This window comes from Streptomyces sp. NPDC005402, assembly GCF_040606575.1.
Lineage (GTDB): Bacteria > Actinomycetota > Actinomycetes > Streptomycetales > Streptomycetaceae > Streptomyces.
Genome location: NZ_JBEXFB010000009.1, coordinates 122,343 through 143,047 on the forward strand (window position 1 = coordinate 122,343; position 20,705 = coordinate 143,047).

General features: G+C 72.1%; 19 protein-coding genes. 11 read left to right on the forward strand and 8 right to left on the reverse strand.

The window, feature by feature from the left end; all coding sequences use genetic code 11:
• The first annotated feature begins 98 nt into the window (after positions 1-98).
• Entirely contained in the window at positions 99-2,030 is a 1,932-nt protein-coding gene (locus tag ABZT02_RS19315) for a phosphatase PAP2 family protein (RefSeq protein ID WP_356019156.1), read from the forward strand.
• A 93-nt stretch (positions 2,031-2,123) separates the two neighbouring features.
• Positions 2,124-3,803, forward strand: coding sequence for a phospholipid carrier-dependent glycosyltransferase (locus ABZT02_RS19320; protein WP_356019350.1), 1,680 nt, complete (start codon positions 2,124-2,126; stop codon positions 3,801-3,803).
• Positions 3,804-3,832: 29 nt separating this feature from the next.
• Here ABZT02_RS19320 and ABZT02_RS19325 read toward each other — a convergent pair whose 3' ends face one another.
• Both ABZT02_RS19325 and ABZT02_RS19330 read right to left on the reverse strand, forming a co-directional pair.
• Positions 3,833-4,234, reverse strand: coding sequence for a DUF3662 domain-containing protein (locus ABZT02_RS19325; RefSeq protein ID WP_356019157.1), 402 nt, complete (start codon positions 4,232-4,234; stop codon positions 3,833-3,835).
• A gap of 40 nt (positions 4,235-4,274) precedes the next feature.
• Positions 4,275-4,415, reverse strand: a complete 141-nt coding sequence (locus tag ABZT02_RS19330; RefSeq protein WP_356019158.1) for a hypothetical protein — start codon at positions 4,413-4,415, stop codon at positions 4,275-4,277.
• A gap of 169 nt (positions 4,416-4,584) precedes the next feature.
• Here ABZT02_RS19330 and ABZT02_RS19335 point away from each other — a divergent pair, with 169 nt between their 5' ends.
• The 4 genes from ABZT02_RS19335 (at position 4,585) to ABZT02_RS19350 (ending at position 9,417) form a co-directional block, all read left to right on the forward strand.
• A complete protein-coding gene (locus ABZT02_RS19335) occupies positions 4,585-5,508 on the forward strand; it encodes a MurR/RpiR family transcriptional regulator (protein WP_356019160.1) in 924 nt (307 codons plus the stop codon).
• A 356-nt stretch (positions 5,509-5,864) separates the two neighbouring features.
• Positions 5,865-6,251, forward strand: a complete 387-nt coding sequence (locus tag ABZT02_RS19340; RefSeq protein ID WP_266555816.1) for a hypothetical protein — start codon at positions 5,865-5,867, stop codon at positions 6,249-6,251.
• 49 nt (positions 6,252-6,300) lie between these two features.
• Entirely contained in the window at positions 6,301-6,867 is a 567-nt protein-coding gene (locus ABZT02_RS19345; RefSeq protein WP_356019161.1) for an antibiotic biosynthesis monooxygenase, read from the forward strand.
• A gap of 162 nt (positions 6,868-7,029) precedes the next feature.
• On the forward strand, positions 7,030-9,417 hold the full coding sequence (locus ABZT02_RS19350) for a SpoIIE family protein phosphatase (protein ID WP_356019351.1): 2,388 nt from the start codon (positions 7,030-7,032) through the stop codon (positions 9,415-9,417).
• A gap of 34 nt (positions 9,418-9,451) precedes the next feature.
• Here ABZT02_RS19350 and ABZT02_RS19355 read toward each other — a convergent pair whose 3' ends face one another.
• The 3 genes from ABZT02_RS19355 to ABZT02_RS19365 all read right to left on the reverse strand — a co-directional run bounded on the left by ABZT02_RS19355 (position 9,452) and on the right by ABZT02_RS19365 (position 11,550).
• Entirely contained in the window at positions 9,452-9,940 is a 489-nt protein-coding gene (locus ABZT02_RS19355; protein ID WP_356019162.1) for a flavin reductase family protein, read from the reverse strand.
• Between the two features lie 9 nt (positions 9,941-9,949).
• On the reverse strand, positions 9,950-10,609 hold the full coding sequence (locus tag ABZT02_RS19360; protein ID WP_356019163.1) for a peptidoglycan-binding domain-containing protein: 660 nt from the start codon (positions 10,607-10,609) through the stop codon (positions 9,950-9,952).
• Between the two features lie 107 nt (positions 10,610-10,716).
• Positions 10,717-11,550 (reverse strand): hypothetical protein, encoded by an 834-nt coding sequence (locus ABZT02_RS19365; RefSeq protein WP_356019165.1) that lies wholly within the window; start codon positions 11,548-11,550, stop codon positions 10,717-10,719.
• A 155-nt stretch (positions 11,551-11,705) separates the two neighbouring features.
• Between ABZT02_RS19365 and ABZT02_RS19370 the strand changes: the two genes are divergently transcribed.
• A complete protein-coding gene (locus ABZT02_RS19370) occupies positions 11,706-12,374 on the forward strand; it encodes a TetR family transcriptional regulator (protein WP_356019352.1) in 669 nt (222 codons plus the stop codon).
• A gap of 50 nt (positions 12,375-12,424) precedes the next feature.
• Here the strand turns inward: ABZT02_RS19370 and ABZT02_RS19375 are convergent, their stop codons facing one another.
• Positions 12,425-12,871, reverse strand: coding sequence for a hypothetical protein (locus ABZT02_RS19375; RefSeq protein WP_356019166.1), 447 nt, complete (start codon positions 12,869-12,871; stop codon positions 12,425-12,427).
• A gap of 241 nt (positions 12,872-13,112) precedes the next feature.
• Between ABZT02_RS19375 and ABZT02_RS19380 the strand changes: the two genes are divergently transcribed.
• A complete protein-coding gene (locus ABZT02_RS19380; protein WP_356019167.1) occupies positions 13,113-13,523 on the forward strand; it encodes an OB-fold domain-containing protein in 411 nt (136 codons plus the stop codon).
• Positions 13,524-13,563: 40 nt separating this feature from the next.
• On the opposite strand, the gene ABZT02_RS19385 is transcribed toward ABZT02_RS19380, so the two are convergent.
• Positions 13,564-14,916: a Gfo/Idh/MocA family oxidoreductase gene (locus tag ABZT02_RS19385; RefSeq protein ID WP_356019168.1), complete on the reverse strand. Its 1,353-nt coding sequence runs from the start codon at positions 14,914-14,916 to the stop codon at positions 13,564-13,566.
• Between the two features lie 210 nt (positions 14,917-15,126).
• Here ABZT02_RS19385 and ABZT02_RS19390 point away from each other — a divergent pair, with 210 nt between their 5' ends.
• Positions 15,127-17,871, forward strand: coding sequence for a hypothetical protein (locus tag ABZT02_RS19390; RefSeq protein ID WP_356019169.1), 2,745 nt, complete (start codon positions 15,127-15,129; stop codon positions 17,869-17,871).
• Between the two features lie 103 nt (positions 17,872-17,974).
• Here ABZT02_RS19390 and ABZT02_RS19395 read toward each other — a convergent pair whose 3' ends face one another.
• Positions 17,975-18,355, reverse strand: coding sequence for a PPOX class F420-dependent oxidoreductase (locus tag ABZT02_RS19395; RefSeq protein ID WP_356019170.1), 381 nt, complete (start codon positions 18,353-18,355; stop codon positions 17,975-17,977).
• Between the two features lie 435 nt (positions 18,356-18,790).
• Between ABZT02_RS19395 and ABZT02_RS19400 the strand changes: the two genes are divergently transcribed.
• Both ABZT02_RS19400 and ABZT02_RS19405 read left to right on the forward strand, forming a co-directional pair.
• Complete coding sequence (locus ABZT02_RS19400) at positions 18,791-18,934, forward strand: hypothetical protein (protein WP_356019172.1); 144 nt, start codon at positions 18,791-18,793, stop codon at positions 18,932-18,934.
• A gap of 382 nt (positions 18,935-19,316) precedes the next feature.
• On the forward strand, positions 19,317-20,684 hold the full coding sequence (locus tag ABZT02_RS19405) for a S1 family peptidase (protein WP_356019173.1): 1,368 nt from the start codon (positions 19,317-19,319) through the stop codon (positions 20,682-20,684).
• Positions 20,685-20,705 lie beyond the last annotated feature (21 nt).

Genomic DNA, 20,705 nt, shown 5'->3' on the forward strand with positions numbered 1-20,705 from the left:
GAAAGCGCATTCGCCGCACAGGCCGTCCAGCGCATCATGAGTCGCATCCGCACCACCTCCCCGGCCGTACGGCCGCAGAACTCCAGAGAGGCAGACCCATGCCGTCAAACGCCGGGCAGCACTCCCCCGCGCCGCTCACCGAACGCGCCATGAGGCGAAGGGGCTTCCTCAAGACGTCCCTGGGCGCCTCGGCCGGCATCCTGGCCGCGCCGACCTTCGCCTCCTGGCTGGGCGCCGCGGACGCCAAGGCCGCCACCGCCCCCGTCGCGTTCGTGGACGACTACAAGTCCAACGTCATGGCGAACCTGACGCCCGAGACCAACGCGGTGGTGCGGGCCCTCGGCGGCTTCGCCCGGGTGTGGAAGACCGGCGACGCCTGGAACACCGGCACCCCGCTGCGGCCCGAGATACTGCGGGCCAACATGCGCTACTGCGCACGCGTCACCAAGGCGCGCACCGAGGCGCAGGCCAAGGAGGCCTTCCTCTACGACCGCCAGCACCAGAGCTACGCCATGATCGGCGCCCTCGGCCCGCTCGCCGGCCTCTACCGGTCCGGCGCCAAGGCGGTCACCTCGATCACCAGCGCTCCCGACACCACCCCGGCGACCACGATCAGCGACGCCGTCCCGGCCGACGCCCCCGCGGGCTCCGCGCTCGGCGCCGGTTCCTACGACTCCTCGCTCGGCCTGGTGGCCAAGCTGGTCGACACCGTGCGCGGGCCGTACGCCTCCGGCAACCCCGGCAAGTACGCCTTCCAGTACCCGCGGCCGTGGCGCATGAACGAGGACAGCGAGGTCGTCGACACGGGCGCCAAGGACGCGCTCGGCTACCCGGTCTACGACTCCGAGGTCGTCGTCGCCCCCCAGCTGCTGCGCCAGCGCAGCACCTCGCCGGTCGACGACGGCGGCTTCCCCAGCGGCCACACCAACGCCTTCCACCTGGCGGGCCTGGCCTTCGCGTACGCGGTACCGGAGCGCTTCCAGGAACTGGTCACCCGCGCCTTCGAGCTGAGCCACACCCGGATCATGTCCGGCATGCACTCGACGGTCGACGTCATGGGCGGCCGCATCATGGCCACCGCGCTGGCCGCCGCCACGCTGGCCGACCCCGCGAACGCCGACCTCAAGGCCGCCGCACGGGCGCAGGCGCTGCGGTTCTTCACGCAGCAGACCGGCACCACGGCCGACACCCTGTTCGCCTACGCCCACTCGGACGCCGCCGACGCGTACGCGGACCACGACGCCAACGCCCGCTCGGTCAAGCCCCGGTTGACCTACGTACTGCACCGGGACGGCGGCAACGAGCCGTTCACCGTGCCGAAGGGCGCGGAGGTGCTGCTGGAGACGCGACTGCCCTACCTGGACGCGGCGCAGCGCCGTGAGGTGCTGCGGACCACCGGGCTGCCCTCGGGCTATGTCCTGCTGGACGGCTTCGAGCAGTGGGGCCGGATCGACCTGTTCGCCGCGGCGGACGGTTACGGCTCCTTCGACTCCGACGTCACCGTCACCCTGGACGCGGCCGCGGGCGGCTTCCACGCGGCCGACACCTGGCACAACGACATCGACGGCTGCGGCGGTCTGACCAAGCGGGGCAGCGGCACCCTCACCCTGACGGGGCACAACCGGTACACCGGCGGGACGGTGCTCAAGGAGGGCGCCCTGGTCGCGGGTTCGGCGCACGGGCTCGGCCACGGCGACGTGCGGGTGCAGGGCGGGAAGCTGACGCTGGACGGCAAGTCGCTCCAGGTCCACGGCACGTACAGCCAGGAGGCCGGCGCACTGGAACTGACGCTGCGCTCGGGCCAGGAGCCGGTCCTGGAGGTGACCCGGCGCGCGGTGCTCGGCGCGGGCAGCGTGCTGTCGCTGAAGCTCGACGCGCACAAGCCGCCGAAGGCCGGACAGACGGTCCGGGTCCTCGGCTGCCAGGGACTGCGCGGCCAGTTCGACCGCGTCGAACTGAACTCCGACACCCTGCGAGCCGTACCCGTCTACACGGCGGAAGGTCTGTCGGTACGACTCCTGAAGCGGTGACGCCCACGGGGCGGGAGCTGATGCGAGAGTGACCCTCATGAGGTGGCTCCGGATCGCTCCCGCCACCGCCCGGCCGGTCTCACCGCGGGGCGGATGATGGCGAACGAGCAGCAGACGGTCCTGGCCCCGGCTCCCGGGTCCGGGGCCAGCGACGACGAGGTACGGCAGCCGCGACCGGTCCGGCGGTGGCTGCTGCCACTCCTCGTCGTCGTGCTGCTCGCGCAGATGGCCGCCGTCATGGTGACGACCGCCGTGCAGCAGACCCCCACGATCGACGAGCCGGTCTACGTGGCCACGGCCGCCGAGTACCTGCACGGCCAAGGCATCCGCTACAACCCGGAACACCCGCCGCTCGGCAAACTGGTGATCGCCGTCGGGGTGGCGATCGCCGATCCGCACGTGGACACGGCGTTCCACGGGCCCCAGATCGACCTGGGCCCCCATCTGCTGTACCAGTCGGGCAACGACCCCTGGCGGCTGATGTTCTGGGCCCGGCTCCCGGTGATCGTGCTGACGCTGCTGTTCGGCCTGGTCGTGTTCGCCTTCGCCCGGGAACTCGCCGGACGGGCGGCGGGCCTTACGGCACTCGCCCTGTACGCCTTCTCCCCCGACGTCGTCGCGCACGGTTCGCTGGCGACGCTCGACGTGCCCATGGCCGGTTTCCTGCTCACCTCGGTGTGGCTGCTGTGGCGGGCCCGCGTACGGCCACGGCTGTACGTGCCGCTCGCCGGTCTGGCGCTCGGGGCGGCCCTGGCGACGAAGATGAGCGCGCTGCCGGCCGTGCCGGTCCTGCTGGGACTGGCCGCCTTCTCGGTGTGGAGCGCGTCGCGTGACGAGGAGACGCGCAGGCGGCTGCTCCACGCGCTCGCAGGGGCCGCGGTCCTGACTCTGGCCGCCGTCGCCGTCGTATGGGTGTCGTATCTGGTGGTCGATCCGCGGCTGCGGTGGACGTCCCAGGACCCGGTGCCGGTGGTGCGCGGGCTGCGGGGAACCCTCGTCGATCTGCTGCCCTTCCCCCAGGCCTACGCGGACGGGATGCGCATCCAGTTCCATTTCGAGAACTACCCGTGGGAGGGCTTCCTGTTCGGGCGGGTGTACACCGGGCACCTCTGGTACTACCTGCCGGCCGCGCTCCTGGTGAAGACCCCGCTGGGGCTGCTCGCGCTGTGGGCCGCCGGTGCCGTCACGCTCCTGGCGGTACGGCGACTGCGGCCCGCCGCACCGTATCTGCTCGTGCCCGCCGGGGTGCTGCTCGCCTCGGCCATGACGGGGTCACGCGACTTCGGCACGCGGTACGCGCTCTTTTTGCCCATGTTCCTGACGGTGGCCGCCGGGTGTGTCCTCGCGGTACGCCGGCGCTGGGCGACGGTCGCGACCGGGGCGCTGGTGCTGTTCGTCGCGGTCAGCTCGCTGTGGACGTTTCCCTACTATCTGCCGTACTCCAACGAGGCGTTCGGCGGACCGGCCCGCACCCATCTGCGGCTGCACGACTCCAACGTCGACTGGGGCCAGGACCTCGGCCGGCTCGCCGACCGGCTGCGCGAGCGCTACCCCGACGAACGTATCTGGCTCGTCTACAAGGGCAGCGGCATGCCGTCCGCCTACGGCATCGAGGCGTCCGATCCGCGCGAGGTACCGGTGGACGACGTGCGCGGACTGCTGGTCGTGTCGGACTCGTCGGTCGCCAAGGCGAAGGGCCGGCTGGCCGAGTTGATCGGCGGCAGCCGTCCGGTCGACGAGGTCGGTCACTCGATCACGATCTACCGCCGATGACCCCCGCGGCGGGCCGGGCCCGCGTCCGCTCAGCGGACCGCCTGCTGGAACCCCTGGGCGCTCACGTGCTGCATCGCCCCGCTCGTCACGCGGTAACGGCCGTTGGGCACCTGGTCGGACCTGGTGATGTGCACGGTGAGGGGGCCCGCCCATTCGTAGCCCTGCCGCTCGCCGTGCCGGGCCAGGCTGTCCGTGAGCACCTGGCCCACACTGCTGCCCCGGCGCACCAGTTCGTCGTAGGCGAAGTCCGCGAGTTCGACGTCGTACGCGTTCGGGACGACCACCCTGTTCTCACTGCACACGACCACGTTGTTGTCGCACTCGCGCCGCAGCGCGTCGAGGAGTTCGACGGGCTCCCGGTCGACGACCCGCGCCCACAGCGCCTCCCACCCGTGCTCCATTGCCTGTTCCAGCGCGCTCAGCGCACCCATTGCGTCTCTCCTGCCGGTAGCTCCGGTTTGACGTGCGGGGTCATTCCTGGGCGAAGTCGTCGGGTTCCACCCGTGCTTCCTCGAACGCCTCGCGCAGGGTGCGTCCGCTGCCACCGGGGGCCTCGGGTGTGTCCGGGTCGCCGGTCCGCGGCTCGGGCCGGTCCTTGTCGGGGACGGTCATACGGGGCTGCTCCTCGGATGTCGTCGAAGGGGGTGCGCAGAGGCGGGTTCCCGTCCGGCGGCCACGTATCCGTCCTTCTGGGCGGTCGCCGGATGCTTTCGTACAAGCCCTGGTCACCGGGGGGTGTGGGCTATGTTGACTCCCCGTGGCAGACAAAGGAGGCACCCCGGTGTCATCGCCGCAGCAGGCACGCGCACAGGCATCCGCGATCACCTCGGGCAAGACCGCACCGGAGACGGAGGCAGCCCCGGCCTCCCAGCTCAGGACGCTCTTCGACAGGCCCCGGCTCTCCCCCGGGCAGCGGCGCATCGCGCAGTACCTGATCGAGCACATCACCGAGGCGGCGTTCCTCTCCATCACCGATCTCGCCGAGCGTGTGGGCGTGAGCCAGCCCTCGGTGACGCGGTTCGCCGCGGCCGTGGGCTTCAGCGGCTACCCCGCCCTGCGGGAGAAGCTCCAGTCGATCGCGCTCGGCACGCTCGCCGGCGGACCGGTCGCCGACGACGAGTCGCGCGGCAACGAACTCCAGGCCGCGGTCGACGCGGAGATCGAGAACCTGGAGAACCTGCGCCGCGACTTCGCCGACCCCGACCAGGTGATCGAACTGGGCCGCAAGCTCTCGGAGTCGACCCCGCTGACCATCCTGGGCCTGCGCATCTCGGCGTCGCTGGCCGAGTACTTCGCCTACGCGGCACGCCGTATCCATCCCGACGTACGGCTGGTCACCCGCGGCGGCAGCGTCGCCTACGACGCTCTCCTGCAGTCGCGCGAGGCGGGTGGCACCTGGGTGCTCGCGTTCTCGATGCCGCGGCACGCCCAGGAGACCCTCACCGCCCTGCGGGTCGCCCGCAGCGCCGGACTGAAGATCGCCCTCGTCACCGACCTGGCGCTCGGGCACGTGGCCGACGAGGCGGACGTCCTCTTCTCCACCGGTACGGGCTCCCGGCTGGTCTTCGACTCCTACGCGGCACCCGGTGTGATCGCCGCGGCCCTGCTCCAGGCCATGACCGACGCCGACCCCGAGCGCACCCAGGCGCGGCTCGAGGAGTACGAGCAGATCTCCGACCAGCACCAGTTCTTCCTCAGGGACTGACCCCTCCCACCCCCGGTCATACGCCTTCACAACGGGGCCATCCGTAATAAATCGAGCATGAATGTTTTCATACGCCTTGCCAAGCGGACGGCATATATAAATACTGCTCACGGATCACCCCCGGGACCCCTCCGGGACCGTCCGCACCCCTGTCCCCGTCCCCACCCCCACACCGCCCGAGAGGGCTCCACTGCGGACATCCCGAGCCGTCGTCACCTACCCGCGTCGGCGCCCGGGGTGTTCGGTAGGGCCTCGCCTGCACGCGAGCCCATGGCGGTCCCGGTCATCCCCTAGACCGGGGCCGCCCAACCCGTCGGAACACCCGCACGACGCCGCACACCCGGAAGCGATTCACCATGCCCCTGACGACCACGCGGACCACCACCCGTACCGGCCCGGACTGGCCCTGCCAGGTCAAGACGCCCGGCAGCTACGACTGGGAGCGATCCGCGGCCAAGTGGCTGCGTGAGCTGGTGCCGGCGCGGTACGCGAGCTACCCGGCGCTGATGCGGCACACCGTGCTCCTCGCCCGGCACGCGCAGATCCAGGTCCAGCACGAGATCCGGGTCGCCCGCACCGCGCTGCAAACCGCCCGGGCGGACCTGCCCTCGCTCGGCCTGCCGGAGTCGGTCATCGAGCACACGATCAAGCTGTACGCGGCCGAGGTCCTCCAGCTCCAGCACATCGCCCGCAGCATCCGCGCCGTCACCCAGGCCCTGGTCGACCACCACCACGGACGCTGACCCACCTCGGGGGGCATGACCCACGCCGTACGTGGGACCCGTGGTGAGCATGAGCACCACCGAAGTACGGCGCGGCGATCCGGTCACCACGGTCCTCACGTGGGAGGTGCGTCCCGGCCGGGAGCGGGACTTCGAGCAGTGGACGCGGGGGATCACCCGCTGCGCCAGACGGTTCCCCGGCAACGAGGGCGTCTCCTGGCTGCGTCCCGAGGACGGCCACCGCTTCCACGCGGTGCTGCGCTGGTCCGACGCGCACCGGCTCACCGCCTGGCTGCAGTCCGACGAGCGGGCGGCCTGGCATGCGCGGATCGACGACATCGCCACGGAACTCGGCAGCGAACGGCAGTCGACGACCGGACTCGAGACCTGGTTCAGTCTGCCCGGCACCACCGTGCGGCCCCCGGTCCGCTGGAAGATGGTGCTCACCACGTTCCTCGGGGCCTTCCCGTGCACGTTGCTGATCCAGTGGCTGGTGGCGCCCCGCACGGCCGCCTGGCCTCTGCCGCTGCGGGCGGCGGTGTTCCCGGTGGTGCTGCTGCCGGTGCTCACGTATCTGGTGATGCCGTTGCTGAGCCGGGTGCTGCGAAGGTGGCTGTACCCGCCGCCCGACCACTGACCCCGCCGCGAACGGGGCCCCCGGCCGGTTTCGTCAACCCGCGGGGTCACCGGTGTGTGGGATGCGTTTGACAAGAGCGCGATCGGCACCTGGCGCATGTGCGATGCTCAACGCGTGACGAGCGAGTCGACCGGCCCCGCGCACGCCGGTACCGCACCCGACATGGCCGCGCTGGCCAAGGTCGTGGCCAGACAACGGGCCGAGATGGACCGGTTGCGGGACCAGGCCGCCACCTCGGCGGTGCTGGAGCGGGCCAAGGGCGTGATCATGGCACTGACCGGGTGCACCCCGGACGCGGCCGGGGAGGATCTGCTCCAGCGCGCCAAGGCCGGCAACCGCACACTGCTGGAGGAGTGCTGGATCGCCCTCGGCTCCCTGCCCCCGCTCGGCTCGGCCACGGAGTCCCGCGTCGGCGACGACGTTCCCGGCGCACCCCTGCCCGCGATTCCCCACCCGACCGGCCCGCGGGCCGTCCGTCCGGGTACCACCGAACCCGCCGGGCGGGACACCTGCGAGCCGGACGACGGCTTCACGGCGCTCGGCCGCCTCGGCAAGGCCCTCGTCCATGTGGCCACCCCCCAGGACCTGGCCGGCTGTCTGCTGGAGGAGCTCACGGCGGACGTCGACGCCGACGCACTCCTGCTCTTCCGGTCGCTGCCGGCCGGAGGGCTCGAACTGATCGGCCATGCCGGCATCGACGCCGGCCTGGCCTCCCAGTGGGCACAGGTTCCCCCGCTGGCCGGAATCGCCGCGCTCGAAGCGCTCCGGGCGCGGGAGCCTCGCTGGCTGGAGGACTTCGCGACGGACCGGGAGCGGCACCTGCTCATAGGAAATCCGCCCGAGCGCTGGCTGTCCCGCGCCTGGCTGCCGGTGCCGGCCGGCGACGGGGCCGAGGTCTGCGTCGGGATCCTGCGCACGCGGAGCGGACCGTTCTCACCGCAGGACCGGCAGCTCCTGCGGTCCGTCGTCCGGCTGTGTGCCGGCTGGCTGCGGTCCTTCGGCGCCCGGACCCAGCACAGTGCCGCCGCCTCGGCCGTCGCCCAGCCCGTGTTCGACTCGCTGCCCGGCCCCGCCATGCTGCTCACGCCGCTGCGCGGCCCCTCCGGTGAGGTCGAGGACTACCGCATCGACGCCGCCACCGAGCAGACGGTCGATGTCGCGGGCCGCACCGGCAAGCAGCTGCTCGGCCGGCGGATCCTGGAGTGCTTCCCGAGCATCGCGGGCGAGGCGGTGTGGCACGGCTGTCTGCGCACGCTGACCACCGGCGTGCCGTTCGAGGGCGAGCCGTTCGCCTACCAGGAGGTCGTGGACGGCACCCCCGAACTGTGCACGTACGCGGTGCACGCGGCCCGTCTCGGCGGCGCCCTGGTCGTCACCTGGGTCCGCCACGACTCCTCCGACCGGCAGGAACAGCGCCTGGCGGACGTGCAGCGGCTGGGGAACCTGGGCTGGGCGAACTGGAACCTGGTCACCGGCGAGGGCAGCTGGTCCTCCCAGACCTTCCAGGTCATGAACCGGGACCCGGCGCTCGGACCGGTCCGGCTCGCCGACCTTCCCGGGCTCGCGCTGCCCGAGGACGCACCGGTGCTGGCCCACGCCGTGCAGGAACTCGTGCGCTCGGGGCTCCAGTTCGACGTCCCGTTCCGGATCCGGGCCGGGGACGAGATCCGCCATCTGCGGATGGTCGCCGAGGTGGTGACGGACACCGAGGACGAACCCGTCGAGGTGCACGGCTTCGTCCAGGACCTCACCGCGCAGCGCAGCGCCGAACTGGCCCTCGTCGAGAGCGAGCAGGCGATCGTGACGCAGCACGGGGTGCTGCACGCCGAGCGGACCCTGGCCGCCCGCCTCCAGCACGCGCTGCTGCCCCTGCCCACCCGGCCGGTCGACCTCGCCGGACTGCGGGTCGAAGTGGCCTACCTGCCCGCCCAGTCGGGCATCCACGTCGGCGGCGACTGGTTCAGCGCCATCGAACTGCCCGACGGCGACGCCCTGTTCGTGGTCGGTGACGTCGCCGGACACGGCATCGACGCCGTGGCCACGATGGCCCAACTGCGCTTCACCGCCAAGGGCATGGTCATCACGGGCTCCTCGCTGACCGGGGCGCTCGCCCGTCTCAACACCCTGCTGCTGCACTCGCGCGACTCCCACGGCACCGCGACCATGGTCCTGGCCCGCTACGACCCCGGCGAGCACTGCCTGGTGTGGGCCCAGGCCGGCCATCCGCCACCGCTGCTGGTGCGCGACGGAGAAGTGCGCTATCTGGAACGCCCCTTCGGCATGCTGCTGGGGGCGTGCTCCGATCCGGACTTCCAGGAGGCGCACTGCCTCCTGGAGCCGGGTGATCGCGTCCTGCTCTACACCGACGGCCTGGTCGAGAGGCCCCCGGAGGGCATCGACCACGGTCTGGACCGGCTCGCCGCGGCCGTCGCGGCCCACCACACGGACGAGCCCGGCTCCCTGGCCCCGATCCTGGCCTCGGTGCTGGACGGCGAGCGGCGCGACGACGTCTGCGTCGTGGACATCCGGGTGCCGTCCGGGCCGGAGTGAGCCACCGGGACGTCCGCGGTGTCCCCAACCCGGCTCAGTCCGCCGGGTGGCCGGGCGAGATGGACATCGCGTCGGACAGCCGCAGCAGCTTGGCGCCCGCGGTGTCCTCGCGCGCGCCCCACGCCTGCGGTTCCAGGACGAACCCGACGTGGTCACCACCCTCGACGCGCAGCACGACCGTGCCGACGAACCAGGCCGCCGCCTCCTCCAGTACGACGGCCCCGCCCACCTCCCGCCGGCGGACCCGGGCGAACTTGTCCGTCTGGTCCCCCGTCTCCCCGCCGAACAGCTCGGCGAGGCCGTGCTGTTCGCGGGTGAGCAGATGGACGGCGAGACGGTCCGCGGTGCGGGCCACCCGATAGGTGCGGTTGGCCTTCGACAGCCACACCACGTACCGCAGGGGTTCGATCGAGCACTGTGAGGCGAATCCGACGAGACAGCCCGCGCGGTCGCCGTCCGCAGCGGCGGTCACGACGCACATGTCGGGGTCGAGCCGGTCGATGAAGGCGTCCATGCCCGCCATCCTCTTCGATCAGCCGCCACCGGTGCGAGACTCCAGGTCCCGCCGTGTGTCGTCGCCGTACACGCCGTCCTCGTCGCCGCGGATGCCGTACCAGAGCTGGAAGCGGGCCACGGCGGCGGTCAGGGTGGTGTCGTAGGTGCCCTCGGTGGACCCGTTGTCGTAGACGTTCGGGATGCGTCGCAGGCGTTCCTGCAGGTCGCTCACCTCGGGGCCGCTGTCTCCCTGGCGGAGGGTGCCGGAACCGTCGGGGTCGGGGGCCCCGGAGGTCGTCGGGGTGGGCGTCGCGGAGGAAGTCGGGAGGGGCCGCGGGGCCGCCGCGGCGGTGCTCTCCCCCCGGCCGGGAAGCAGGAGCGCGCAGCCGAAGCCGATCACCGCGGCCGCGGTCACGGCCGCCGCGATCACCGTGCGGCGCAGTCCCGGCACCCGCCCGCGCGGGATGTCACGGGAACGCCGGGGGCGGTCGTCCCTGACGGGCGGCAGTTCCTCGGTCGCGTCCTCGGTTCCCGACGGCGGCCCGGGCAGCACGAAGGACTCGTACCGGACGGCCGCTCGGGGCGGCATGTCCTTCATCAACTCCGCGAGCGCGTCGGTGCGGCGCGGACGCAGCACCCGGATGGGTTCGATCGGCGGCCCGCCCCCGGGCACCCCTCGGTCGGACGGTGTCGGCATCCTGGTCTCCTTCCGCCCCGCGCACGGGTCTGCGCCGTCCCCCGGGGAGTGATACGGCGCCACGGGCCCGGGAGTTCAGCGCTACCGCTCTGTTCCCGGCCCGCCCCTCACCGGGGAGAGGAGGCGAGAAACTCGTGCAGGGATGCCTTCATGGCCGCGACGAAGGCGTCCCTGCCCTCGTCGTCCAGGGCGTCCAGCGAGAGGTACGGATTGAGGTCCTCGAGCTCCACCAGCAGGAGTTCGCCGCCCGGAACCCGGCAGGCGTCCACGCGCTGGATGCCGTGGCCGAGGGCGTTCCAGTCGATGAAGCGCCGGGCGAACTCCAGGTCGTCGGGGGTGGGCCGGTACGGCTCCAGGGCCCAGCGCCGGTCGGCGTGCGGGGCGTAGAGGGCGTACTGGAAGGCGTGGTCGACGAAGTAGAAGGACACCTCGTAGGCGAAGTCGACGCACGGCTGGACGAGGACCTGTCCGTCGACGAGGTCGCGCACCTGGTCGGCGGACACGATCCGCAGACCTATGGAGTCGGCGCCGAGCCTGGGCTTGACCACGTACCGGTCCGTCGCGGGCAGCCGGTCGAGGTCCCCGGCACGGTCGACGGTCGGGATGACGGGGTACCCCGCGGCCGTGAGGTCGAGCAGGTACTGCTTGCCTGCCATGTCGGCCTTGCCGGACAGGGGGTTGTACACGCGCGTCCCGTCCCGCAGCGCCCGCTCGCGGAACGCGTCGTACGCCTCCTGGTACGCCAGGACCGGCCCGCTGTTGCGGACGACAACCGCCTCGAAGCCGTTCATCAGCGCGGCGGCGTCCCGGGGATGGCACAGGGCGAGGTCGAAGTCCTCCCTCAGGCGTGAGGTGAGGAGGATGTCCTCGTCGCAGTAGCGGCGCCCACGGGCCTGGTAGGCCAGGTCGGTCACGTACAGGAGGGCGGGGCGGCGGGACATGCGGGACTCCTCGGCGGACGGGCGCCGATCGTATGCGGCGGACCATCCACCGGACAACACGAGAAAAGCACTCAGTTCCCTCTTGATGCTGCACCCAGTGCCACTCGAGTGCTTCAGGTGCTACGTTCGCGACCATGAGCTCCACCAAGCCCGCCATGCGGGACGCGCTGGTCGCGGCCGCCTTCCAGTTGTTCCTGGAACGGGGTTACGAGCAGACCACCGTCGACGACATCGTCGCGCTCGCCGGAGTCGGACGCCGCTCGTTCTTCCGGTACTTCCCGTCCAAGGAGGACGTGGTCTTCCCCGACCACGAGCGCTGCCTGGCGGACATGACGGCGTTCCTGGCCGCGAGCGACCCGGGGTGCGACCCGCTGGAGCGGGTCTGCGAGGCGGTGCGCCTGGTGCTGCGCATGTACACCGAGAACCCGACCTTCTCGGTGCAGCGCTACCGACTCACCAAGCAGGTGCCCGGACTGCGCGCCTACGAGCTGTCCGTGGTGTGGCGCTACGAGCGCTCCTTCGCCGAGTATCTGCGCGGGCGCCTGAAGGGGCTGCACGACGGGACGCTCCGGGCCGACGTGATCGCCGCCGCCGTGGCCGCGGCGCACAACAACGCCCTGCGCTCGTGGCTGCGCTCGGACGGGCACGGCGACGCCGAGGAGGCGGTGGAGCACGCGCTGGGCTATGTGCAGGCCGCCTTCGGGGCGCCCGGCGCGCCGTCCGCCGACGAGCCGCCCGAGGACGTGGTGGTGATCGTCTCCCGCCGCGGCGCGCCGCTGTGGCGGGTGGTCCAGGAGATCGAGTCCACGCTCGACCGGGACTGAGCCGCACCCGCCGTACGACGGAGCGGCCCCGCCGCCCGCTCAGTGACCGGTCAGGTCTGGCACTGCGCCGTGCCGGCGGTGGACCACCCGCTCCAGGCGGCCCCGTCGGCACGGGCGTGCACGCGGATCTCGACCTTCACGGGCCCGCACACCCGGGTCGAGCCGCCCACCTCCGTGGGCTCGACGGTCCCGCCCGCCGGGACATAGGTGCGACCGCTGCCCAGCTTCACCCAGTGACCACCGTCGACGACACGGAAGAACGCCTCGTAGGAGAGGTTCACCGCCCCCGGCCCCGTGTTGCGCGCCTTGACGTACGCCGTGATCTCGCGGGTGTAGATCCGGCCTTCCCGTCCGCGCTGGGCGCTGATGCAGCCGTTGACGGCCACCCTGCCGGTCGACACACCACCGCCGCAGGCGACCGCCGCCGCGTGAGCGTTCGCCGGAACGGCGAGCGCGGCGAGCGCGGCAGCGCTCAGGATGGATCCGATACGCCTCACATGCACAACCCTGCTCCCTTCGACCCTGTTTGCCTCAGAGGAACCTTGACGGGTCGAGACGTGGCGGGAAGCGGATCATCGAGTTCTTCACTCCAACGGAAGATGAGGGTACCGAGTACCTTTACGGTTGACACTCAGTGCCATACGCTGACCGTGTGCACGGCGGCACAGGAGCCGCGCACGTCCGTGCACGGTTACCCGAGCACGTGGGATTCCGGCCGAGCGCAGGGAGTTGACCAGCGTGTACCACCACTCAGGCATTGCTCGTCAGGCAGCCGGCTCCGGGACGGGCGTACTCGAGCCCGCCGCCCCGGCCACGGACGCGATCCTCTTCCAGCGCTGCACCTGGTGCGGTACGGCGATGTACCACCGGCTGCTGTGTCCGGTCTGCCAAGGCGGTGACCTGCGCACGGAGCGCAGCGAGGGCGTGGGCACGGTCCGCCACTCCACCGTGGTCCACCGCAACACCCCCGCCGCCCGCAACGTGTCGCTGATCGAACTGGCCGAGGGATTCGTCGTCCGGGGCCGGGTCATGGGGCCGCCCGCGGCGATCCACAGCGGCGACCGGGTACGGATGTCCACGGCCAAGGACCCGGTCCGCGGCGAGCCCGTCTTCCAGCTGGTCGACGAGCCCTACCGCGCCTGGAGCTGACACTTCGTCAACCACGGGCGGTGTCACGGGCTTTCCGGAGTCACCATGTCCCGGGGATCAGATCACGCACCCGCACCGGCTGCCCCGTCTCGAAGCACCGGTTGGCGGCGATGCCCACGCCCAGCGCCAGGGCACCGTCCCGTTCGGTGGCCGTCGGATGCGTCGCGGCGCCTAAGTCCTCGTTCACCAGCCCGGCACCGGGGTCCACGGGCCCGAAGAGGGCGTCGAGCATGCGCGGGTCTCCCCCGCCGTGCGCGTCGTGGGCGGTGACGAGCGGCACGTCGACCGGGGGCCGCCACAGGGGACGCAGGGTGAGACGCGCGCCGCCCGCGTGGTCGGCCGCGGTGTCCCCGTGCAGCGCGCCGCTCGCCGAGGTGATCCTGGTCCGGGGCGCCTGCCAGCGGCTCTCCTCGACCTCCAGTTCCAGCCGGCCCGCGCTGCCGTTGACCATGACCCGGTAGCCCTCCCACGGGGAGTAGGCGGTGAGGTGGTAGGTCATCGTCGCGCCCCGGGCGTGGCGGACCAGGAGCGCCATGTCGTCCTCGATGCTGACGGGCCCGTCGAAGACGTTGCGGTCGCGCAGGTATCCGTCGTCCTGCTCCGCGTCGAGGTACAGCGAACGCAGGGTGTCGTCGGCCGCGAGGTCGAGGGCGAAGGGGTCGTCGGCCGCCGGTCCCGCCCCGTGGGCCCGGGTGTAGTCGCGGCGCAGGCCGTGGCGTTCGCCCGCCGCACGGCCGTAGAACCCGAGCCGCCCGTAGCCGAAGACCTCCTGCGGCTCGTCGGCGAGCCACCAGTTGACCAGGTCGAAGTGGTGGCTCGCCTTGTGCACCATCAGGCCGCCGCTGTGCCGCTTCTCGCGGTGCCAGCGGCGGAAGTAGTCCGCTCCGTGCCGAGTGTCGAGGAGCCACTCGAAATGCACCGAGAGGATCTCGCCGATCGCGCCGTCGGCGAGCAGGGCGCGGACCTTCTCGTGCACGGGGTTGAAGCGGTAGTTGAAGGCGACGGTGAGGGAGTTGCCGGTGGCCTTGACCGTGTCCAGGATGCGGGCGCAGCGGTCCGCGTCGACGGTCATCGGCTTCTCGGTGACCACCCGGCAGCCGGCCTGGAGTGCGGGAACGATGTAGCGGTCGTGTTCGGCGTCGACGGTGGTGACGACGACCTCGTCGATGTCCTCCTCGGCGAGCAGGTCCGCGAAGTGTTCGGGATCCCACTGGGCGGCGGCGGGTTCGCCGGCCTCGGCGAGCAGGCGGTTGTGGAAGGCCATTCGGGTGGGGCTGGGATCGCACAGGGCGGCGACCCGGTGGCCGGGGCGTGCGGCGAGGGCCCGGGTGAACAGCTGGGCACGATGGCCGGTGCCGACGACGGCTGCGCGCAGGTGGGGAGTTCGGCTCATGGAAAGCGCTTCCCCGCTGCGGTGATCCGCTAGTCCCCGCGAGCTCTCTGGCTTGATCGCATCGCTCGTCCGCGAACTACGGCTCCGCACAGACAACCCACAGACACCCCTCCCCCGTCCTATGTGACGCGAGAGGCGCCCGGGACCGACGGGACGTCTGCGCACGGGGTTTTGAGGAGAGAACCATTGAACCCTGCCCGGCGAATATGCGTGACCGCCGTGGCGGTACTGGCGGCCCTGGCGGGCTCGCCCGGACTGGCACAGGCTCAACAGCCGTCCCACGCGGGATCGTTGAGCGCGACGGACGACAACGGACTTCCGCCGGGATGGCGGATCGACGGGGCGCGCGGGGCGCGTGAGCTGGTCTGGCGCGCGCCGAAGACCGTGCCCATGGGGGACGCACGCGTCGAGTTCCGCACCGGGAACCGGCTGCTCGGAGTGCCGAAGCCGGCGAAGGACGGGCGGACCTTCCGGCTCACCCTCGACAAGGCCGCTACCACCGAGCTGACCAATCTCCAGGTCACCGCCGCGGGACGCCGGTTGGACGCGGCGGCCGACGAACCACGCGAGTCCGACGCACAAGGGGCGCGGCTCCCCGCGCAGGCACCGGCGAACGGCGTCGATCCCGGAAAGCCCGGCTCGTACCGCACGGTCACCGGCGAGTACGACCTCGACCCGGTACGCCTGCCGGGGTTCGCCACCCCGGTCGAGATGCGCGCCCAGGTGGTGGCGCCGAAGGGGGCCACCGGCAGCCGGCCGCTCGCCCTGTTCCTGCACGGCCGTCACGCGACCTGTTACAAGCCGGGCAGCGAGGACGACGTGAACATCGACTGGCCCTGCACGGACGGCTACAAGCCGATCCCCAGCGACAAGGGTTATCTGCGCGACCAGAAACTCCTGGCCTCCCAGGGCTATGTGACGGTGTCGATCTCGGCCAACGGCATCAACGCCCAGGACTGGCAGCCCGAGGACGCCGGCGCGCAGGCGCGTTCCTCGCTGGTACGGCAGCATCTCGCCCGCTGGGCCGACTGGACCGCCCACCGCTCCACCGCCCCGGCCGTCGTGCGCGAGGCGGCCAAGGCGGACCTGTCCCGGGTCCTGCTCGTCGGCCACTCGCGCGGCGGCGAGGGCGTCAACCGGGCCGCCATGGACAGCCTCTACCCGCCGCCCGCCGCTGAGGACGGCTACCGGGGACCGGTGCGCTGGAAGGTGCGCGGGACCGTGCTCATCGGACCGACGATCTTCGGCCAGAATCCGGTCGCCGACGTGCCGTCCGTGACTCTGCTGCCGGGCTGCGACGGCGATGTGTCGGACCTCCAGGGCGAGGACTTCGTCGACGGCACCCGCGGCGTCAGCAAGGGCACCGCGCTGCACAGCGCGGTCTACATGGTCGGCGCCAACCACAACTACTTCAACAGCGAGTGGACCCCGGGCCAGGCCGAGGCGCCGGCCTCGGACGACTTCTGGACCGACCCCGAGGAGCGGGACCCGGTGTGCACGCCGGGTGCCGCGACCCGGCTGACCGCCGCCCAGCAGCACAAGGCGGGCTCCACCTACATCGCCGCGGCGGCCCGGCTCTTCCTCGCCGATGACGACCGGGTGCTTCCGCTGCTCGACGGTTCCGGCAGGCGGGCCCCGTCCGCCGACCCGGCCCGGGTGCTGACCCACGCGGTCGGCGGTCGCCGCAGCGGCGGCTTCCTGCCGGACGCCGGGGCCAAGGTGACCGGCGCCCGGTTGTGTTCGGCGATCGACCCGAACCCGGCCGTGGCCTGTCTGGACCCGGAGACTCCCGGCTCGTCACCGCACTTCGCGGGATGGGAGACGGAGAAGGAGACCGGCCGCAGCGCGGTGGCCCTGAAGTGGTCCGCTCCGGGCAGGGCCGCGCGCGTCACTCCGGCCAAGCCGCTCTCGCTCCACGGCTCGCAGAAGCTCGCGCTGCGGGTCTTCGTACCGCCGAACACGACCGGCACCAAGTTCGACGTGTCCATCACCGACTCCAAGGGCCGCCGGGCGACGCTGGGCCGGGCCGCGGTGGCGGGTCTGCCGGGCTCCGCGAGGACCGCGTCCTACTGGGCGCAGGAACTGCGTGTCCCGCTGACGGCGGCGACCCGGGCCCGGCTGGATCTGCGGCACGTCAAGTCCCTTGAGCTGACGCCCCGTTCACGCTCCGGGCGGGCCTGGCTGATGGACGCCTGGGGCTGGGCCCCGGGCACGCCCGCTGTCAAGGCGGCCGCCCTGCCCCGCGTCGACGTGGGCCGCACGATCGTCAAGGAGGGCGACTCGGGTACCCGCACCTACCGCATCCCGGTGAAGGTCTCCGGGCACGGCAGCGGTCAGGTCCGCGTGTACGTCATCGAACCGGACAGCGGCCGGGCCAAGAGCAGGCTGGTGACCGTACGGCCCGGCAGCCACGCGATCGACGTACCGGTCGAGGTGAAGGGCGACACGAACTACGGCGAGGACGTGGAGCACGACATCGCCGTCAAGGCCGTCCACAACGCCGTCGTCGGCCAGCACCGGGGCGGGGTCACCGTCGAGAACGACGACCCCGCCCCGGTGATCACCCTGTCGCCGGTCGCGGACCGGGTGACCGAGGGGGAGACGCTGACCTGGCGGCTGTCCATCGACGCGCCCACGGCAGTGGACCTCTGGGAGCCGGTGCGGGTACTTCCGGTCACCGAGGGCACCGAACTGTCCACCAAGGACGTGGACCCGCAGTGGCTCAAGGAGTGGTCCGGTGACGTGCCCGACCCCGACCGGCCGCTGTCCGACGCGCACCTGTGGGTGTGGCTGAACATCCCGCCCGGGAGCACCAGCGTGGACTTCGTCGTACCGACCGTCCAGGACCGGGTGGCCGAGCCGACCGAGTCGATGCGCCTCGCGCTGACCGACCCCAACGCCGAGCCGCTGCCCGACCGGCCGGTACTGACGGGGACGGTGCTCGACCGGCCGTGAGCGCGATGCCGTACGACGGCACGTGAGCGTCCTGTTGTGCGGGGTCCGGTCCGTCCGGCCCCGCACTTCCGTCCGGCCCCGCACTTCCGTCCGGCCCCGCACTTCACAAGGTCACGCGGATCCCGACCGTCCCGTCCAGCCCCCGGCGCAGCCTGCTGCCGAGGAGCGAGAGCCGGCCGAGGACGCCGTACTTCCGGGCCAGGAGCTGCCGATAGCGGGCGGTGGTCGCCGCGTCGCAGATCTCCGCCGTGGCCGGGATCTGGTCGCCGGTCGGGTTGCCCCGCACGTCGCAGGGGCCGACCAGGACGTCCGCGCGAGCCCGGATCCGCTTCACCTTCCACGCGTCGGCGGCCGACCACACGCCGAGCGCGTCCCCGTCCCGGACCACCCACACAGGGGTGGCGACCGGCGTGCCGTTATTGCGGAAGCTGGTGAGCAGCAGGTACTTCCCCGCGCCGAGCCGCTCCAGCGGCGTGTCGTCCATGACGGAAGTCTAGGCGGACACGTTCGACCGGGCGCGGGTGCGGTGCGCGTAGGGAGCGGCGGCGACACCGGTCGGTGCGGGCGTGGCCGCGTCGTCCGGCGCATCAGCCCGGTCCCGCCGTTTGGACGTCTCCCGTGACCTTGCCGACAAGGCGTCCTCCGTCGTGGACCGTGCCGACGGGTGGCAAGGCGTCCTCACGACGGCCCCAGCCATTGCGCGTCCGGGTCGGCGACCGTCCTTCCGCCCTTGTGAAGGCGCTCATCCGTGGGGTCGACGTCCTACGCCGCGCACATGGGCGTAGGACTGTGCCGGCAATTTTCGGGCGGCCGACGGAGGACTGACAGGCGCAGGGCGCGGCCCTGGGCCCACCGTCGGCGGGCCGGGCCCCGTCCGGCCGGTGCGCGGCCGGAGCGGAGCGCGGCCGGAGCGGAGCGCATGGACTGGGTCGCAGAGTCGGTCCGGCCGGGTGGGCAGGTCGTGTCCAGGTGCGGCTGCGTGGAGGCCGGGCTGGACCTGCGGGTGCGGTCGGCCCACGTCCAGCCGGATGCGCGACGCCGTGTCGAGAAGGCGGCGGTGTGAAGACCCGTCCGGACCCCGGGCGCGGTCGGCCCACGTCCAGCCGGATGTGTGAAGGCAGGCCGGACCCCCGGGTGCGGTCGGCCCACGTCCTCGTCGGCGGCGTCCGCGGGGGCGCCTCCGGAGGACTGAGCGGTCGCGTCGGCACCGGCACACCGCCCTGGAATCCGTGCGGGCGATGCGCCGAGCTCGGCCCTCATGCGTGGAGGTCCGTCCAACTCGCGTCCACGCGTGGCTGATTGAGACGCCTCATCGGGATCCCGCGGCACACGAACACCCGCTGTCGTGAACGCGCACCGCCCGGGCTCCGTATTGCAAGGAGGGCACTCAACGACCGGAGGGCCCTGCGGTGCAGACACCGCATTTTCGGGTTCGGGAGCCATGCATGAGGCACGCACGACGACGGGTCGTCCGGCGAGTGACACGGCTGGCGGCAGTCGGCGGACTCCTCCTGGGAGGTGTGATGGTCACGCGGGCCGTCGCGAGCGAGACTCCCGCGACCACCGCCGTGCCGCACACCTACGCCATGAAGGCAGGGCAGACGGGGGCGGAGCTCGTGTCACGGCTCGGCAGCTCCCGTACGGCCGGCACGTGGATCGGCGCCGACGGCAAGCCGGTCGTAGCGGTCACCGACGAGCAGGCGGCCGCCGAGGTGCGGGAGGCGGGCGCCAGGGCGAAGGTCGTCGGGCACAGCATGGACGACCTCAAGTCGGCGGCGAGGACGCTGCGTTCCGCGCCCCGGGTCGCCGGGACCGCCTGGTCCATGGACTACCGGACCAACGAGGTGGTGGTGCAGGGCGACAGCACCGTCTCGGCGTCCGACTGGGCCGCGATGACCAAGGTCGCGGACGGCATCGGCGGCTTCGTCCGCATGGAGCGCACCGAGGGCACCTTCACTCCCCGCCTGAACGGAGCGCAGCCGATCCTGTCGACCGGCGGACGCTGTTCGGCGGGCTTCAACGTGACCAACGGCCAGAGCGACTTCATCCTCACCGCCGGGCACTGCGGTCCCACCGGTTCGGTCTGGTTCGCGGACACCGGGGGCACCAACCAGCTCGGCAAGACGGTCAATCAGAGCTTCCCCGGCAACGACTTCTCGCTGGTGCAGTACGCCGACGGGAAGGCGGGCGACGGCGCCGGTGTCGTGTTCATCGGCAACGGCAAGGGCGTGCAGATCACCGGCGCGGGTGATCCGTCGATCGGGCAGCGGGTGTTCCGCAGCGGCAGCACCAGCGGCCTGCGCGACGGTCAGGTGACGGGGGTCAACTCGACGGTGAACTACCCGGAGGGCACGGTCACCGGGCTGATCGAGACGAACGTGTGCGCCGAGCCCGGGGACAGCGGCGGTCCGATGTTCTCCGAGGGGATCGCGCTCGGCATCACCTCGGGCGGCAGCGGTGACTGCACCCAGGGCGGTACGACGTTCTTCCAGCCGGTGACGAAGGCGCTGACCGCGCTCGGCATGCGGTTGATCGTGTCGAACCCGGCCGCCGCCGGTGGGGCCTCTCCCGCACCGTCGGCCACTTCCGCGCAGGGCTCCCTCGCCCCTGGTGCCGCCTCTCCCGGTTCCTCGGCGGCGGTGGAGGGGGCACAGGGCACGCCCCTGCTGAGCCGGCTCACGGACACCCGGAACGTCGGCCCCGGACTGCTGGTCGTCGGGGGAAGCCTGATCGCGCTGGTGGCGACGCGGTACATCCGCTCGGAACAGGACCGCAAGGCGTATCAGCGCTACTACTCGGCGACGTGGGGATGAGAAGCGCGCTTCTCATCCGCT

Excerpts from the sequence above, each read along its gene's own strand:
- ABZT02_RS19330 (WP_356019158.1), bottom strand. The coding sequence starts at position 4,415 with ATGACCGTCCCCGACAAGGACCGGCCCGAGCCGCGGACCGGCGACCCG.
- ABZT02_RS19340 (WP_266555816.1), top strand. The coding sequence starts at position 5,865 with ATGCCCCTGACGACCACGCGGACCACCACCCGTACCGGCCCGGACTGG.
- ABZT02_RS19350 (WP_356019351.1), top strand. The coding sequence starts at position 7,030 with ATGGCCGCGCTGGCCAAGGTCGTGGCCAGACAACGGGCCGAGATGGAC.
- ABZT02_RS19320 (WP_356019350.1), top strand. The coding sequence starts at position 2,124 with ATGATGGCGAACGAGCAGCAGACGGTCCTGGCCCCGGCTCCCGGGTCC.
- ABZT02_RS19355 (WP_356019162.1), bottom strand. The coding sequence starts at position 9,940 with ATGGCGGGCATGGACGCCTTCATCGACCGGCTCGACCCCGACATGTGC.
- ABZT02_RS19385 (WP_356019168.1), bottom strand. The coding sequence starts at position 14,916 with ATGAGCCGAACTCCCCACCTGCGCGCAGCCGTCGTCGGCACCGGCCAT.
- ABZT02_RS19315 (WP_356019156.1), top strand. The coding sequence starts at position 99 with ATGCCGTCAAACGCCGGGCAGCACTCCCCCGCGCCGCTCACCGAACGC.
- ABZT02_RS19370 (WP_356019352.1), top strand. The coding sequence starts at position 11,706 with ATGCGGGACGCGCTGGTCGCGGCCGCCTTCCAGTTGTTCCTGGAACGG.
- ABZT02_RS19365 (WP_356019165.1), bottom strand. The coding sequence starts at position 11,550 with ATGTCCCGCCGCCCCGCCCTCCTGTACGTGACCGACCTGGCCTACCAG.
- ABZT02_RS19400 (WP_356019172.1), top strand. The coding sequence starts at position 18,791 with ATGGACTGGGTCGCAGAGTCGGTCCGGCCGGGTGGGCAGGTCGTGTCC.
- ABZT02_RS19345 (WP_356019161.1), top strand. The coding sequence starts at position 6,301 with ATGAGCACCACCGAAGTACGGCGCGGCGATCCGGTCACCACGGTCCTC.
- ABZT02_RS19395 (WP_356019170.1), bottom strand. The coding sequence starts at position 18,355 with ATGGACGACACGCCGCTGGAGCGGCTCGGCGCGGGGAAGTACCTGCTG.
- ABZT02_RS19325 (WP_356019157.1), bottom strand. The coding sequence starts at position 4,234 with ATGGGTGCGCTGAGCGCGCTGGAACAGGCAATGGAGCACGGGTGGGAG.
- ABZT02_RS19405 (WP_356019173.1), top strand. The coding sequence starts at position 19,317 with ATGAGGCACGCACGACGACGGGTCGTCCGGCGAGTGACACGGCTGGCG.
- ABZT02_RS19360 (WP_356019163.1), bottom strand. The coding sequence starts at position 10,609 with ATGCCGACACCGTCCGACCGAGGGGTGCCCGGGGGCGGGCCGCCGATC.